Here is a 15,341-nt window from a genome sequence, read left to right as displayed (position 1 = left end):
GGCACTGGATCCGAGCTCAGCTCCTGCGCCCACCGCGAAGCATCCGCTTGGCGATCTGAACAAGTCGGCCGCCCGCCCGTGTTCGCCGCGAGATGTCGTAGGCGAGCCTGAGCGTCGGGGACGAGAGGAGCTCGACCGGCTCGGGGTACCGGAACACCTCGCCACCGAACGACGTCTTGAACCGCTCGGTCCCTTTCAGGGGAGCCGACGACTCGGGTTCACCGCCGAGGAGTGCATCGGCCGCCCGCACGCTGATCCCGCCGAAGTCGTAGGTGTGGTAGCCGTTCGCCTTCGCCCACTCCATCGCACGCCACACCGTTGCGGCGCTGACGCCGTCCCGGCGGGCCCGTTCCGACCGCTCCATCCCCGACAGGCGCTGCTTGACCACCCCGCCACATTGCGTGCACAGGAGCGCCGCGGCCGGCGAGCCGTCGATCTCGGCGACGAACACGGCGGCGTGCTGCTCGGCGTCCAGCTCCCGGTGCAGGTTCTCGATGTAGCCGGCCGACAGGGGCTCGAACTGCTGGTGTTCCGCGCTGCGGCCGACGAGGTCGGCGACGACGGGGATGTCGTCCCCTGATCCCTTCCGCACCCGGACGCCGCGCTCCGCCCAGTGCCGGGTACGCCGCCGGTTGGCCTTGGTCAGGCCCTTGCGGAGATCCTCGATGTCACGGCGCAGGTCCACGCGGATCGATGCCGCGGGCGCGATCCCGGACTCGCTCCGCCGGAACCCCCGCCTGCGCAGCGCCACGCTGACATCCCGCGCGTCGGCGGGTGGTTGCACGAACAGCGCGCGCAACCGTCCGCGAGCCAGCCGCTCCATCGCCGCGCTGAGCCGGTCCACGACGGGTTCACGCGGCGCGGCGGGCGACACGACGGGACCGTTCGACACGTAGCCGACCCGGCCGATCATCGGCAGCGGGCGCTCGAGCACCAGCGCCCCGCCCACGAGCCGGTCCTCCTCGTGCGCGAACACGTACAGCGGGTCGAAGCCCGACTCCTGGCGGATGCTCGCCCACGAGGACAGCTGGGCGACGTCGCTACCGGGGGTGTGGTCGACCAGTGCGTCCCACTCCCGCAGGACGGCGGGGTCGGGTTCCGTGCTGGCGGTGACGTCCACCGCCGGCGTGCGCGGCTCCTGCATGTCCGTTCCCCTCCCGGACGGGCGTGCCGTTGCACTTCCCCACGGTAGTACGCAGAGCACGGCGAGGCCCGCCTCGACGGCCGACGGATGCCTCTCGGCGTGATTGGATCCTGGAGTGTTGGGCGCGTATCCAAGAAAGGGCTGACCGTGGACTCCGAGGCCCGGGAACCGAACGCTCTCGTCGACGAGACCGCTGCCGCCATCCGTGCGCGGATCATGTCCGGGGAGATCCCGATCGGCGCCCAGCTGCGCCAGGCCGACCTGGCCGCCGCGCTCGGCGTCAGCCGCACCCCGGTCCGGGAGGCGCTGCGCCAGCTCCAGGCGGGCGGGCTGATCGAGGTACTGCCCCGGAGGGGTGCGGTGGTGCGGGTGCCGGCGCCGTGGGAGGTCCGCGAGGCCTACGAGGTGCGGGCCGAGCTGGAAGGGCTGGCCTGCGTGCGCGCCGTCGGCGAGATCGCGTCGGAGCAGCTCGACGAGCTGCGCCGCACCATCGACGTGCTGCGCGAGGATCCGCCCGGGAACGACGCGCCGACCTCCCCGACCACCGGGTCGCCCACGACCGTGGCGAACGACCGGTTCCACGCGCTCATCCACGAGGTCGCGGGGAACGAGCGGCTGGCCCGCACCATCCGCGACATCAACGACGCGTTCCCGCGCAACGTCTCCGCGCTGGTGCTCCAGGACAATCCCCGGCTGCGCGCCAACAACGTCGACCAGCACGAACGGATCGTCGAGGCGCTCGCGGCGAACGACGCCGAGCTCGCCCGCCAACTGATGCGCGAGCACGTGGTCGCGGCCGGTGATGCGCTCGCCCGCTGGTACGAGCGACGCTCCCACACGGTGTTCCGCGGCTGAGCTCGCGGCGACCTCACAGCAGCCCGAAGTACTCCCGCTGCTCCCAGTCCGAGACGTGGGCGAGGTAGCGGTCGAACTCGGCCCGCTTGATGGCGGTGAACCAGGCGACGACCTCGCGCCCCCAGGCCCGTTCGAACACCGGGTCGGCGGCCAGCGCGTCGAGGGCCTCGCCGAGCGAGCGGGGCAGCGCCGCCACCGGGGCGCTGTAGGGCGCGTCGAGGGGCTCTCCCGGATCGACGGCGCCAGCGACGCCGTCCCGCCCGGCCACCACCTGCGCCGCGATGTAGAGGTAGGGGTTCGCGGCGGGCTCGCCGGCCCGGTTCTCCAGCCGCGCGCCCCCCTCGGCCCTGGCGGGGAGGACCCGGATCATGGCGGCCCGGTTGTCGATGCCCCACCCGACCCGGTCCGGCGCGAGGGACTGGGGCAGGTACCGCTTGTAGCCGTTGACCGTCGGCGTGGAGAAGACCGCTCCCGCGGCGGCGTGCCCGAGGAGGCCGCCGAGCCAGTGCCGGCCGGTCGAGGAGAGGAGCTGCCCCGGCGCCTCCATGACGGCCCGCCCGGTGCCGTCCCGCAGCGACTGGTGCAGGTGCCACCCGGTGCTGGCCGATGTGCTGCCCGCCGGCCGGGACATGAACGTGGCCCTCAGCCCGGCGCGCCGGCACAGCTGGCGGATCGCGGCGCGGGCGAGCAGCACGTCGTCGGCGGCGAGGTGGGCGTCGCGGGCCGTCATGGTGATCTCGAACTGGCTCGGCCCGAACTCCAGCTCGAGGGAGCGGACGGGCAGGTCGAGGTCGGTGAGACCGCGGTGCAGCGTGCGGACGAGCTCGTCGTGGCGGTCGAGGCCCTCCTCGTGCAGGAGCTGCCCTCCCCCGCTGAGCGGGACCGGGACACCGTCGGGGCCGGGCTCGCCGAAGACGTGGAACTCCAGCTCCACGCCGACGGTCAGCTCCAGCCCGGTGCCCGCGAGCCGCGCCAGCTCACCTCGCAGCAGGCTGCGGGTGCAGAAGGGCACCGGCCGCCCGTCGGGGAAGTGCACGTCCGACAGCAGCCAACCGGTGTCGCGCGACCACGGCAGCACCCGGAAGGTCGTCGGGTCCGGCACCAGGACGACGTCGCCCACCCCCGCGAAGCCCGCGACCCCGAGGCCGGTGTCGGCCGTGAAGACGGGCACGACGGTCCGGCCCGAGGTGTCCTTGAGCAGCAACGACGACGGCGCCGTGATTCCGGAGCGGAGCGCGGCCGGAAGCGCCTCGCGGGTGACGGTCTTGCCGTGCACCACGCCGTGCTGGTCGGCGAACCCGATGCGCACCCGCTCGACGCCCAGCTCGTCGACCACCCGGCGCAGCTGCGCGGCCGCCGCGTGCTTCGCGTCGTCCCACAGCTCGTGGCGGGCCACGAAGCCCTCCCGGTCGGCGGCGAGCATCGGACGCACGGCGCTCCCGCCGCCCGCCTCGGAGACCGGGCGCTCGTCCACGCTACGCACCGCCCACCCGGCTCGATCGGGCCCACGGCGAGCGGAGCCGCCGTTCCAGTTCTCGGTCACGCCACGCCTCCTCCCACCCGTGCGCCGGAGCCAGCGTGTCGACCGCGGCGGGCCCGGTGAGCGCCCGCGCCGCCGCGACGTCGATCGGACGACCCGGTGTCGGGCGCCCGGCCACGAACGCGTCGATCGCGCGCAGGAGCAGGCGGCGGTTCGCGGTGATCGCCCGGTCCGAGACGCCGAGCCGCTCCACCGTGCGGTCCTGGATCCGGCCCATGCTCTCCACCGCCCACTGGTCGTGGACGTTGATGTCCAGGCCCATGCCGGTGTAGGTCAGGTCGCGCTGCTCGACCGGGTCGAAGCCCCAGTCGTTGCCGCGGTTGCGCAGCGGCCGGTAGTCCGGCAGCGACACCTCGGAGAGGCGCTGGGCGAGCAGCGTCTCCTTGTCGGTCTCGTCGGCGAAGTCGTAGAAGATCATGTACCAGTAGTGGTTCTCGTCGTCGATCGGCACGTGCCACTGGCAGAAGACCCGGTCGTTGCCGAACGGCACGACGAACGCGTTGGGGAAGACCAGGTTCGTGACCCGGACGTGCTTGAGCCGGTCGGTGAGGCTGCGCACGGCGTAGACCCGCAGCCCGTGCGCGGCCTCCTCCACCTCGATGTCCGGGCGGTGGTTCTCGGCGACCAGCTCCGAGAGCTTCTTGTCGGTGCCCTCGACGACCTCGCTGAACTGCCGGCCGTACACCTCACGCGGGTCCTCACCGACGAAGCGGTGCAGGAACGACACGTGGCTCGGGTCGATCCCGCCCTCGACGCCCTGCAACCAGTTGCACTCCCAGAGCCCCTTGAACGCGAAAGTGTAGGCGTCCGGCGCGGTGAAGCAGTCGTAGTCGGGGAACGGGGGCGGATCCCCCTCGCCGAGGTAGGCGAAGACGATCCCGTTGCGCTCCTCGCAGGGATAGCTCGGGATCCGCACCCGCGACGCGAACGTGGAGTGCTCCGGCTCGGCGGGCTGTTCCAGGCAGCGGCCGTCCGGGCCGTAGAGCCAGCCGTGGTACAGGCACCGCAGGCCGCCGCCCTCGAGCCGGCCGAAGGACAGGTCGACGCCGCGGTGCGCGCAGTACCGGCCCACGAGTCCCCAGCCGCCGTCGCGGCGGAACAGCACCAGGTCCTCGCCGAGCAGCCGCACGGCCTTCACGGGCCGATCGGCCGGCATCTCGGACACGAGCGCCGCCGGTTGCCAGTAGGCGCGCATCAGCCGCCCGAGCGGGGTGCCCGGCCCGGACCGCGTGACGCGCTCGTTGTCCGCCTGCTTCAACATCGCGCGACCTCATGCATCCTAGATCGGGCAGATTGGATCCACAGTACTTCTGAACGGGTCCACACGCCAGGGTGCAGACTGATCGTCATGCCCTACATCGCCGCCGAGCAGCGCTACGAGCACGACATCTACCGGCGCGCCGGCCGGTCCGGCCTGGTCCTGCCCCGCATCTCTCTGGGTCTCTGGCACAACTTCGGCGAGGACAAGCCCCGCGAGGTCCAGAAGGCGATCCTCTTCCGCGCGTTCGACCGGGGCGTCACCCACTTCGACCTCGCCAACAACTACGGCCCGCCCTACGGCGCCGCGGAACGCACCTTCGGCGAGATCCTGCGCCACGACCTGGCGCCGTACCGCGACGAGCTGATCATCTCGACGAAGGCCGGCTACGACATGTGGCCCGGCCCGTACGGCGACGGCGGCTCGCGCAAGTACCTCACGGCGAGCCTCGACCAGTCGCTGCGCCGCATGGGTCTCGACTACGTCGACGTCTTCTACAGCCACCGCAGGGACCCGCACACGCCCATCGAGGAGACGATGGGGGCACTGGCCTCTGCGGTGCGCGCGGGCAAGGCGCTCTACGCCGGCATCTCCTCCTACTCGCCGGAGGACACCGCGCGGGCCGCCGCGATCCTGCGCGACCTGGGCACACCGCTCGTGCTGCACCAGCCGCGCTACTCGATGCTCGACCGCCGCATCGAGGACGGCGAGCCGTCGCTGCTCGACGTGCTCGACGCCGAGGCCGTGGGAGCGGTCGTCTTCTCCCCGCTCGAGCAGGGCGTGCTGACCGACCGCTACCTCGACGGCATCCCCACCGACTCCCGCGCGGCAGGCGGCCGCTACCTCACGACGTCGGCCATCACGGAGGAGCGGATCGCGACCGTCCGGCGGCTCGCCCCGATCGCCGCCGAGCGCGGCCAGAGCATCGCCCAGCTGGCACTGGCGTGGGTGCTGCGGCACGACGCCGTGACCTCGGCGATCGTCGGGGCGTCGTCGGTGGCCCAGCTCGACGCCAACCTCGACACCCTCGACAACGTCGACCTCTCCCCCGCCGAGCTGGATGCCGTCGAGAAGGCGCTAGCCGGCTGAGACCGGATCGCGACGGAGGACGAGCTTGGTCGTGCGGGTGGCGTAGGCGGTGGAAGCGTCGTCCCAGTCGGCCGTGACGGTGGTGACCCGCTCCGCCGGGAAGCCCGTGCGCCGCACGAACTCCAGCAGTTCCGGCAGCACCGCGCGGACGTGGGAGACGCCCATGTGCAGCGTGACGTCGGTGGCGTACATGTGCATGAGCGGCACCCGGGTGCCGCTGGCGAAGTAGTAGCCCACCGCCGTGCACACGCCGCCGGGCGCCGCCGAGCGCAGGGCCAGGCGCAGCCCCGCGGCCGTGGAGGCGGCCTCGACCACGACGTCGTAACCGCGGTGCGGCGGCTCCGGACGCGCTGGCACCCGTGCCCCGAGCGACTCCGCGATCTTCCGGCGCGTCGCGCTCCGGTCGACGTAGTCGACGACGCCCGCACCGTTTGCGACGGCGAGGCCTGCCGCGTACAGCCCGATGCTGCGGGCACCGCCCCCGATGACCAGAACGCTCCCATCGGGCCGGTCGGACAGCGCCGGGACGACGGCCCGCCACGCGTCCGCCAGGTTGTCGCTCGCCGCGGCGACGCGTTCCGCGGGAACCCCGGGCGGGATCGGCACGAGCATGTGCGCGGCGTGCGGGACGCGCACCGCGTCGGCGACCATGCCGCCCCACGGCCCGCAGGACGGGCCGAACCCGAACGCGGCGAGCGCGCCGTCGGCGCGGTCGCAGGCTGAGGTCAAGCCGCGCAGGCAGCGCGGGCAGCTCCCGCAGGACACCGCCCACGGGACGATCACGCGCTGCCCGATCCGCAGCCCCGTGACCTCGGCCCCGAGTTCCACGACCTCCGCGACGCACTCGTGCCCGATCGGGAACGGGCCGCGGAACGGGACCGAGCCGCAGATCCGCCCGACCACGGGGTCGACCAGCCCGAGCGCCAGCCCGGCCTGCAGGGCTCGGGAGACGGGGCGGTGGATCGGCAGCGTGTCGCCGTCGCACCGGCCGGCGAGGAACGGGCGCACCAGTGCATCGGTCGGCTCCTGCACCCGGGGCGCCTGCCGGTCGTACCAGCGCAGGCGGCCGGCGCGTTCGAACCTGAGCTCCCGATCTATAACGGTTGTCATAGAACGCACACTATGACGACCGTCGTGGATGCCCCACTGTCCGCGCCACGCCGGATCGCGACGGACGGCCGATCCGCCCCCACGGGCCTGGGAGGAGGATCGGCTGGTGGACGCATCCCGGCCCTGGGCGCGGTTCGACGACCTCGCGGCCGGTTCCGCCCTGCGGTTCCCCGAGGCCGAGCAGGTGCTGGCGGCATGGGCGCCCGGCGACGTGGCAGGCGTCCTCGACGAGGTGGAGCGCCGCACGGCCGCGGGGGCGTGGGCGTTCGGCTTCGTCGCCTACGAGGCGGCGTCCGGCCTCGACGCCGTCCTCACCACCCGGGATCCGGTGGACGGGCTGCCGCTCGCCTGGTTCGGCATCACCGCCGCCCCGGCGGACGCACCGGTCGTGCGGCCCGGGCCGGGCGGGTGGACGGCGGGGGGCTGGACCGCCGAGTGGGACGAGCGCCGCCACCGGACGGCCGTTCGGGAGGTGCGCGCCCGGATCGCCGAGGGTGAGACCTACCAGTGCAACCTCACGACGCGGCTGACCCGTCACCTGGACGGCGACCCGCTGGAGCTGTACCGGGACCTCGCGCTGGCCCAGCGAGGGGCGTACAACGCCTACCTCGACACCGGCCGCTTCGTGGTGGCAGGCGCGAGCCCCGAGCTGTTCTTCGAGCTGTCCGGCGACCGGATCCTCATGCGCCCGATGAAGGGCACCGCCGCCCGCGGCCGCACGCTGGCCGAGGACGAGCGGATCGTCACCCGGCTCCGGGTGAGCCCCAAGGAGCGGGCCGAGAACGTCATGATCGTCGATCTCGTGCGCAACGACCTCGCCCGCGTCGCCGTCGCGGGCAGCGTGCGGGTGCCGCGCCTGCTGCACGCCGAACGCTTCGCCACCGTGCACCAGCTGACCTCGGACGTCACCGCCCGGCTACGCGCGGACGCCGGGTTGGCCGCGATCTTCCGCGCCCTGTTCCCGTGCGGGTCGGTCACCGGTGCCCCGAAAGCCCGCACGATGGAGCTGATCCGCGACGTCGAGGACGGGCCGCGCGGCGTGTACTGCGGTGCGGTCGGCGTGGTCGCCCCGCCCGGGGCGCCGTTCCGGGCGCGGTTCTCCGTGGCGATCCGCACGGTGCTGGTCGACCGCGAGCGCGGCGTGGCCACGTACGGCACCGGTGGCGGGATCACCTGGGGCTCCCGGGCGGACGCCGAGTACGCCGAGCTGCTCACGAAGGCCCGCGTGCTCGACACCCGCCCGCGCGAGTTCCACCTCGTCGAGACGATGCGGCACGAGTCCGGGCAGCTGCGCTCGCTCGACGCCCACCTGGCCCGGGTGGCGGCGGCGTCGGCCTACTTCGGGTTCCCCTTCGACGACGCCGCGGTCCGGGCGACCCTCGACGCGCGGCTCGCCGGAGCGGGTGACGCCCGGGTGCGGCTGCGCTGCTACCGCGACGGCACGGTCGGCGTCGACGTCGAGGAGCTCCCCCGGCCTCCGGACGAGCCCGTCCGGCTCGTGATCGACCCCGAGCCGATCGACTCCGCCGCGTGCTGGCCGCACCACAAGACCAGCCTGCGCGAGCCGTACTCGTCCCGGCTGGCCCGGCACCCGGCCGCCGACGACGTGCTGCTGGTGAACGAGCGCGGCGACGTCACCGAGTCCTGCACGGCCAACCTCGCCGCCCGACTGGACGGGCACTGGTGGACTCCGCCGCTCGAGAGCGGCTGCCTCCCCGGCATCGAGCGGGCCCGCCTCGTCGCCCGCGGCGTGCTGCGCGAGCGCGTCCTCCGGCCGGCGGACCTGCGCCGGGCCGATGAGCTCGCCCTCGTCAACTCGCTGCGGGGGTGGCGGCAGGCGACGCTGTCCGGCCGAACCGCCGCTCGGCCCACCACGCGAGCTGTATGACCACGACGCCGACCGCGGCGCAGGTCAGGGCCGTGACGGTGTGGGCGGGTGTCGGGTCGAGCAGGAACAGGCCTCGGGTCAGCGGCGTGAGGAACATCAGCGCCGAGGCCACCACCATGACCGCGACCAGCGCGACCTTCCACCACGCGTACGGCCGCGCGACGGCGGCGAGCACCCACAGCGCCATGCTGATCAGCGTGACCAGCGCCGCGGTGCTGGCCTGCACCATCTCCGCGGGCGGGGCGCCCTTGCCAGGGTTGGCGAGCAGGTAGGACACGAAGCACGACGCCGCGATCACCGCGCCCGCGGGCACGGCGATCCGCATGACCCGCCCGACGAACCCCGGGCGGGCGCGCTCGGCGTTCGGCGCCAGCGCCAGCACGAACGCGGGGAGCCCGATCGTGAACCAGCCGGTGATCGTCACGTGCCGGGGCAGGAACGGGTAGGGCAGCGCGTCGAGCCCGATGAGGCCGGGAATCCCCACCAGGAAGGCGAGCAGCACCGAGTAGACGGTCTTGGTGAGGAACAGGGTGGAGACCCGCTCGATGTTGCCGATGACGCGCCTGCCCTCGGCGACGACGTGCGGCAACGTGGCGAACCTGTTGTCGAGCAGCACGATCTGGGCCACGGAGCGGGTGGCGGGGCTGCCGCTGCCCATGGCGACGCCGATGTCGGCGTCCTTCAGCGCGAGGACGTCGTTGACGCCGTCGCCGGTCATCGCGACCGTGTGCCCGCCTGCGTGCAGCGCGCCGACCATCGCGCGCTTCTGCACGGGCGTCACCCGGCCGAACACGGACGCCCCCTGCACCGCGCCGGCCAGCTCCGCGGCGTCCTCCGGCAGGCTCCGCGCGTCCACCGGCGCATGCGCGCCGGGCAGGTCGAGCGCGGCCGCGACGGCGCCGACCGATCGGGCGTTGTCGCCGGAGATGACCTTCACGGTCACGTCCTGCTCGGCGAAGTAGTCGAGGGTGTCCTTCGCGTCTGGGCGGACCTTCTGCTCCAGCACGACGAGCGCGACCGGTTCGACCCGGCCCGGACCCCCCGGGCCGTCGACGGGGAGCTCGGCCCACCCCAGCAGCAACACCCGCAGCCCGCGCGCGCCGATCGTCTCGGCCTCGGCCCGCTCGGCGCTGCCCGGCCCCTCGGCGGGCAACAGCACGTCCGGCGCACCGAGCACCCAGTGCCCCTGCCCGGCGAAGCTCGCCCCGCTCCACTTGCGCGCAGACGAGAACGGGGCGACCGCCTCGACCGTCCAGCCCGGGCTGTCCGGGTGGGCGTCGGCGATCGCGGCGAGGCTCGCGTTGGGACGCGGGTCGGAGGCCGCGAGCGCGGCCAGCGCCCGGCCCGGCGCGATCCCGTCCCCGTTGCCCAGCACCCGCACTTCGGCGAGGCGCAGCGCGTTCTCGGTGAGCGTGCCGGTCTTGTCCGCGCACACGACGTCGACCCGGGCGAGGCCCTCGATCGCGGGCAGCTCGTTGACCAGGCACATCCGCCTGCCGAGCCGCACCACGCCCACGGCGAACGCGATCGAGGTCATGAGGATCAGGCCCTCGGGCACCATCGGCACAAGCGCGGCGACCATGCCCCGCAACGCCTCGGGCAGCGCCTGGTCGCCGGAGAGCTGGTTGTAGACCGACAGCGCCCCGGCGGGCACCAGCAGGTAGGTGATGAACTTCAGGATCCGGTTGATCCCGTTGCGCAGCTCCGAGTTGACCAGCGTGAACTTGCTGGCCTCCTCGGCGAGCTTCGCGGCGTACGCCTCCCGCCCCACCCTGGTGGCCCGGTAGCTCCCGGTGCCGGCCACCACGAAGCTGCCGGAGAGCACCACCGCACCCGGCTGCTTCACCACGGGGTCCGACTCGCCGGTCAGGAGCGACTCGTCCACCTCGAGGGCCTCACCGGCCACCACCTGCCCGTCGACGACGATCTGGTCGCCGGGCCCCATCTCGATGACGTCGTCGGCGACGATCTCGTTCGGTGCGAGCTCCTGCGCACGGCCGTCCCGGCGCACGCGCGGGCGGGCCTGCCCCACGATCGACAGCTCGTCGAGGGTCTTCTTCGCCCGCAGCTCCTGGACCATGCCGACGAGGCTGTTGGCCAGGATCAGCAGCCCGAACATCCCGTCCAGCAGGTAGCCGGTGGACACGATGATCAGGAAGAGCACCCCGAAGATCGCATTGATCCGGGTGAACACGTTGGCCCGGACGATCTCCCCCACCGTCCGGCTGGCACGTAGCGGTACGTCGTTGGTGCGACCCTCCGCCACCCGCTGGGCGACCTCGACGGCCGTGAGACCGCGCTCCACATCCGTGCCGGCGATGTCCGGACCTGCTGTCACCCTCGAACCGTATCGACGGGCCACCCGGCCCGATCACCGGCGCCGCGGCCCTGCGCCATCGACGGTGGTTCGACATCCCGTAGAATGTCCCGATGGTCCGGTTCACTGCGGCTCTCGGCGTCGCACTCGTCATCCTCGGGGTCGGCGCCTACGTCCTCACGTCGGCCGTGAGCGTCACCGCGCTCATCCCCGCGTTCGTCGGGGTCCCGCTGCTCGCCTGCGCGGCCGTCGCCCGCTCGGCGAGGTGGCGACGCCCGGCTCTCGCCGTGGCACTGGCCGTCGCCCTGCTCGGGGCGCTCGGGTCGGCGATGAACGCGATCAAGATCGGCGAGGCGATCGCCGGGACGGCGCAGCGCCCGTCGGCGGTCTGGGTCAGCACGGTCATGTTCGTGCTGCTGGTCGGCTACCTCGCGGTGGGCGTTCGGGCCGTCCTGAACGCACGGGCCGGGTCCGCGCGCTGAACATCCGCGCCGCCACCCATAGTCTCCTTCCGTGCCCGAGGAGACGTGGAGCCCCGAGCTCGTGACAGATGCCGCCGCCGACGCCGATCTTGCCCACATCGCCGGTCTCACGCGCGTGCGGGCCGCGGCGGGGGCGGTGATCCGGGACGAGCGGGGTCGGGTGCTCGTGGTGCGCCCCACCTACAAGGACGGCTGGCTGCTGCCCGGCGGCGCGCTGGAACCGGACGAGTCACCCCTCGCGGCGTGCCGGCGCGAGCTGAGGGAGGAGATCGGGTTCGTCCCACCCCTCGGCGAGCTGCTCTGCCTCGACTGGGTGCCGCCGAACCCGCCGTGGGACGGCGGGCTCGTGTTCCTGTTCGACGGCGGAGTGCTCCCGGCCGCGCAGATCGCCGAGATCACGCTTCCGCCGGACGAGCTGGAGCGCTTCGAGTTCGTCCCGCCGGACGACCTGGACGCGGTGTTGGCACCCGCAGGGGCGGCCCGGGTACGCGCCTGCCTGGCGCGCCGCGGCCACGGCGCCGTCTACCTCGAGGACGGCGTGCCGGGCTAGTCGAACAACGCCGGTGCCCGCCGTGCGCTCGCGAGCGCCTGCCGTCCGGTGCTGAGCAGCGCGAGGGCCACGACGCCCGCGCCCAGCCCCACCAGCAGCCACCAGACGCCGCTCGCCGCGCTGGTGAACGCCGCGCCGTCACCGGCGAGGCCCGACCCCACGATCGTGCCGGCGATCGCGACGCCCAGCGTCGTACCGGTCTGCCGGCCGACCGACGCCGTCGCGCCTGCCACCCCGGCCATCGAGCGGGGCATCGCGGACACCGCCGAGTTGGTGATCGGCGGGTTCACGGCGGCCAGGAAGACTCCGAACAGCAGGTAGGTCGCGAGCACCGCCGGCAGCGGGGTGGCCGGTCCGAGCCACAGCGACGCGGCGCCGCCCAGTGCCAGCGCGGCACCCGCGACGACGAGCGGCACCCGCGGCCCGCGGGCGCCGACCACCCGGCCCGTCACCGGCGAGAGCACGAGGATCAGCACCCCCACCGGGAGCAGGCACAGCCCGGCCGCCAGCGCGGACATGCCGCGCACGTCCTGCAGGTACAGGGGCGTCACGAACAGGAAAGCTCCGAACCCGCACAGGGCGAACAGCGCCGTCAGGATCGCCGCGCTGAACGGCACGCTGCGGAAGAGGCGCAGGTCCAGCAGCGGGTCGGCGCGGCGCGGTTCGTAGGCGAGGATGGCCAGGCCGCCGAGCACGGCGACGCCGAGCAGGCCGAGGATCACCGGCGAGGTCCAGCCGAGGGCGTGGGACTCGATGATCGCGAAGACGACGCTGACGAGAACGAGTACCACCAGGAGCTGGCCCACCGGGTCGAACCGGCGGGCCCTGGCGGCCCGGGACTCGGGCACGAAGAGCCCCGTGCACACGATCGCGGCTGCCACGATCGGCACGTTGACCCAGAAGACCGAGCGCCAGCCGAGGCCGTCCACCAGCGCGCCGCCGAGGATCGGGCCCAGCGCGAGCGAGAGACCGGACATCGCGCCGAACACACCGATCGCGCGTGCGCGCTCGGCCGGCTCGGGGAACGTGGTGGCGACGATCGCCATCGCCACCGGGTTGAGCATCGTGCCGCCGACGGCCTGCAGCGCCCTGGCGGCGATCAGCCATCCGATGCTCGGCGCCATGCCGCACAGCAGCGAGCCGAGCCCGAAGGCGGCGAGGCCGATCTGGAAGATCCGCCTGCGCCCGAACCGGTCGGCGGTGGAGCCGGCCAGCAGGAGGAACGAGGCGAGCACGAGGGTGTACGCGTCGATCGTCCATTGCAGGCCGGCAACCGACGCGTGCAGGTCCTCGCGGATCGCCGGCAGCGCGGTGTTGACGATGGAGATGTCCATCACCACCACGACGATGCTGGCGCAGCAGATCGCGAGCACCAGGGACCGGCGGCGCCGGCTGAGCCCGTCGGCCGCGGCGGCCGGCGATGTGGGAGCTGTCATGGGATCGACGCTAGGATTTAGAGCGTGCTCGAAGTCAAAGCGGCAGAGATCCCCGAGCAGGGCCTGACCATCGCCGAGGCCGCCCACCGCACCGGCGTCAGCGTCCACACCCTGCGCTACTACGAGCGCGCCGGTCTGGTCGTCACCACCGTCGACCGCAACGCCGCCGGCAGGCGCCGCTACCGGAAGCTGGACCTCGACTGGATCAAGGTCTGCACCAAGCTGCGCGCCACCGGGATGCCCATCCGCGGCATCCGCCGCTACGCCCAGCTCGTCTCGGCCGGGCGCGGCAACGAGCAGGAACGGCTGGCGCTCCTGGAGGCCCACCGGGCCGAGGTCGTCGCGAAGATCGCCGAGCTGAACGAGAACCTCGAGCTCATCGACCACAAGCTCGACGTGTACCGGGGCCGGCTCGCCGCTGGCGATGCCGACCTGCTGTGGGCGCCGACCGCCTAACGAGCCAGCCGCACGGGCAGCGACTCCCAGGCGCGCAGGGTGTTGTTGTGGTGGCGCCGGGTCGGCCCGGCGAGCTCGATCGTCTCCACCCGCCGGGCGAGCGCCGTGAGCAGGGCCTCGGCCTCGAGGCGGGCGACGTGCTGGCCGACGCACTGGTGGATGCCCATGCCGAACCCGACGTGGCCCGACGGGTCGCGGGACAGGTCGAACGCGTCCGGGTCGGCCCAGCGCCGGGGATCGCGGTTCGCGGCCGCGAGGAACATGAGGATCTTGCAGCCGGCCGGGACGACGACGCCGCCCGGGAGGGCCACCTCGGTGGTCGCCGTCCGGAAGAACGTCTGCACCGGCGACTCCCACCGCACGGCCTCGTCGAACGCCACCCGTGCGAGCCGGGGCTCCGCGCGCAGCCGCGCCCACTGCTCGGGGTGCGTGGCGAACGCGTAGAGCACGGCGCCCAGGCCGTGGACCGTGGTGTCGACGCCCGCGGTGAGGAGTGAGCGGACGACGAGGGGCGCCTGCTCGTAGGTGATCTCGCCGCGGTCGGCGGCCTCCCAGATCCGGGCGCCGAACCCGTCGGGGGCCAGCTCCCCGCGGGCACAGCGGGCGTTCACCCAGGCCGACAGCTCCGCGACCCGCGGCGCACCCTTCGCGACGAGGTCGTTGCTCGGGCCGAAGGCGTTGAACGCGTGGTCGCCGTAGGGCAGCAGGTGTTCCCGGCCTTCTGGTGGCAGGCCGACCGCGTCCGGGAACACGCGCAGCGGGAACGCCTGGGCGAGCGCCGGGACGGCGTCCAGCTCGGTGGTCCCGCCTGCGAGGACCTGTGCCACCAGCTCCTCCGCCGCACCGGCCCACTGCTCGCGCAGCCTCCGCAGGGCACGGGCGCCGAGGATCCCGGAGAGCACCCGCCGCGGCGCGTCGTGGCGCGGCGGGTCGGCCTCGAGCAGCAGGCTCGGCGGGCGCCACGGCTTCTCGTGGCGGAAGTTCGACAGGCCGACCCCGGCGCCGGACTCGAAGCCCTGCCAGTCGGTCAGTGCGGCGTGCACCTGCTCGTGGCGTGCGAACGCGTACACGTCGTACCTGGTCAGGTACACGACCGGCCCGGCGTCGCGCAGCCGGGCGTGCAGCGGGAGCGGGTCCTCGAGGACGTCGTGGGAGAACGGGTCGGCGTCGGTGCTCGGCACGCCGGACGGGGCCGGGGCGGGCGCTGTGGTCACGA

The 15,341-nt window shown here is 73.5% G+C and carries 13 protein-coding genes; 6 read left to right on the top strand and 7 right to left on the bottom strand.

Annotated elements, in window-relative coordinates:
* Positions 1–16 precede the first annotated feature (16 nt).
* Complete coding sequence (locus FB388_RS11995) at positions 17–1,144, bottom strand: lipid II:glycine glycyltransferase FemX (RefSeq protein WP_142100355.1); 1,128 nt, start codon at positions 1,142–1,144, stop codon at positions 17–19.
* Positions 1,145–1,291: 147 nt separating this feature from the next.
* On the opposite strand from FB388_RS11995, the gene FB388_RS11990 reads away from it, so the two are divergent.
* On the top strand, positions 1,292–1,999 hold the full coding sequence (locus tag FB388_RS11990) for a GntR family transcriptional regulator (protein ID WP_211361868.1): 708 nt from the start codon (positions 1,292–1,294) through the stop codon (positions 1,997–1,999).
* A gap of 13 nt (positions 2,000–2,012) precedes the next feature.
* Here the strand turns inward: FB388_RS11990 and FB388_RS11985 are convergent, their stop codons facing one another.
* Positions 2,013–3,473: a glutamine synthetase family protein gene (locus tag FB388_RS11985; protein WP_211361867.1), complete on the bottom strand. Its 1,461-nt coding sequence runs from the start codon at positions 3,471–3,473 to the stop codon at positions 2,013–2,015.
* Position 3,474: 1 nt separating this feature from the next.
* Entirely contained in the window at positions 3,475–4,800 is a 1,326-nt protein-coding gene (locus FB388_RS11980) for a Rieske 2Fe-2S domain-containing protein (RefSeq protein WP_142100351.1), read from the bottom strand.
* Between the two features lie 87 nt (positions 4,801–4,887).
* Here FB388_RS11980 and FB388_RS11975 point away from each other — a divergent pair, with 87 nt between their 5' ends.
* Positions 4,888–5,886: an aldo/keto reductase gene (locus FB388_RS11975; protein WP_142100349.1), complete on the top strand. Its 999-nt coding sequence runs from the start codon at positions 4,888–4,890 to the stop codon at positions 5,884–5,886.
* Here the strand turns inward: FB388_RS11975 and FB388_RS11970 are convergent.
* Positions 5,875–6,996: a zinc-dependent alcohol dehydrogenase gene (locus tag FB388_RS11970; protein WP_142100347.1), complete on the bottom strand. Its 1,122-nt coding sequence runs from the start codon at positions 6,994–6,996 to the stop codon at positions 5,875–5,877. The two genes, FB388_RS11975 and FB388_RS11970, sit on opposite strands and share 12 nt — an antisense overlap.
* A 106-nt stretch (positions 6,997–7,102) precedes the next feature.
* On the opposite strand from FB388_RS11970, the gene pabB reads away from it, so the two are divergent.
* Positions 7,103–8,884, top strand: coding sequence for an aminodeoxychorismate synthase component I (gene pabB / locus FB388_RS11965; RefSeq protein ID WP_211361866.1), 1,782 nt, complete (start codon positions 7,103–7,105; stop codon positions 8,882–8,884).
* Here the strand turns inward: pabB and FB388_RS11960 are convergent.
* Positions 8,808–11,222, bottom strand: coding sequence for an HAD-IC family P-type ATPase (locus FB388_RS11960; RefSeq protein ID WP_142100343.1), 2,415 nt, complete (start codon positions 11,220–11,222; stop codon positions 8,808–8,810). The two genes, pabB and FB388_RS11960, sit on opposite strands and share 77 nt — an antisense overlap.
* 92 nt (positions 11,223–11,314) lie before the next feature.
* Here FB388_RS11960 and FB388_RS11955 point away from each other — a divergent pair, with 92 nt between their 5' ends.
* Both FB388_RS11955 and FB388_RS11950 read left to right on the top strand, forming a co-directional pair.
* The gene (locus tag FB388_RS11955; protein WP_142100341.1) at positions 11,315–11,683 is read left to right on the top strand and encodes a hypothetical protein; all 369 of its coding nucleotides are present in this window, start codon (positions 11,315–11,317) and stop codon (positions 11,681–11,683) included.
* A 31-nt stretch (positions 11,684–11,714) separates the two neighbouring features.
* The gene (locus FB388_RS11950; protein WP_211361865.1) at positions 11,715–12,233 is read left to right on the top strand and encodes an NUDIX domain-containing protein; all 519 of its coding nucleotides are present in this window, start codon (positions 11,715–11,717) and stop codon (positions 12,231–12,233) included.
* Here FB388_RS11950 and FB388_RS11945 read toward each other — a convergent pair.
* Positions 12,230–13,669 (bottom strand): MFS transporter, encoded by a 1,440-nt coding sequence (locus tag FB388_RS11945; RefSeq protein ID WP_142100339.1) that lies wholly within the window; start codon positions 13,667–13,669, stop codon positions 12,230–12,232. The two genes, FB388_RS11950 and FB388_RS11945, sit on opposite strands and share 4 nt — an antisense overlap.
* A 24-nt stretch (positions 13,670–13,693) precedes the next feature.
* On the opposite strand from FB388_RS11945, the gene FB388_RS11940 reads away from it, so the two are divergent.
* Positions 13,694–14,125: a MerR family transcriptional regulator gene (locus FB388_RS11940; protein WP_142100337.1), complete on the top strand. Its 432-nt coding sequence runs from the start codon at positions 13,694–13,696 to the stop codon at positions 14,123–14,125.
* Here the strand turns inward: FB388_RS11940 and FB388_RS11935 are convergent.
* The gene (locus tag FB388_RS11935; protein ID WP_142100335.1) at positions 14,122–15,339 is read right to left on the bottom strand and encodes a cytochrome P450; all 1,218 of its coding nucleotides are present in this window, start codon (positions 15,337–15,339) and stop codon (positions 14,122–14,124) included. The genes FB388_RS11940 and FB388_RS11935 overlap by 4 nt on opposite strands.
* Positions 15,340–15,341 lie beyond the last annotated feature (2 nt).

Origin of the sequence: Pseudonocardia cypriaca (assembly GCF_006717045.1) — a bacterium.
GTDB classification, from domain to species: Bacteria; Actinomycetota; Actinomycetes; order Mycobacteriales; family Pseudonocardiaceae; genus Pseudonocardia; species Pseudonocardia cypriaca.
This window is presented reverse-complemented; position numbering and strand designations above follow the sequence as displayed.

Excerpts from the sequence above, each read along its gene's own strand:
- FB388_RS11975 (WP_142100349.1), top strand. The coding sequence starts at position 4,888 with ATGCCCTACATCGCCGCCGAGCAGCGCTACGAGCACGACATCTACCGG.
- FB388_RS11995 (WP_142100355.1), bottom strand. The coding sequence starts at position 1,144 with ATGCAGGAGCCGCGCACGCCGGCGGTGGACGTCACCGCCAGCACGGAA.
- FB388_RS11955 (WP_142100341.1), top strand. The coding sequence starts at position 11,315 with ATGGTCCGGTTCACTGCGGCTCTCGGCGTCGCACTCGTCATCCTCGGG.
- FB388_RS11980 (WP_142100351.1), bottom strand. The coding sequence starts at position 4,800 with ATGTTGAAGCAGGCGGACAACGAGCGCGTCACGCGGTCCGGGCCGGGC.
- FB388_RS11970 (WP_142100347.1), bottom strand. The coding sequence starts at position 6,996 with ATGACAACCGTTATAGATCGGGAGCTCAGGTTCGAACGCGCCGGCCGC.
- FB388_RS11945 (WP_142100339.1), bottom strand. The coding sequence starts at position 13,669 with ATGACAGCTCCCACATCGCCGGCCGCCGCGGCCGACGGGCTCAGCCGG.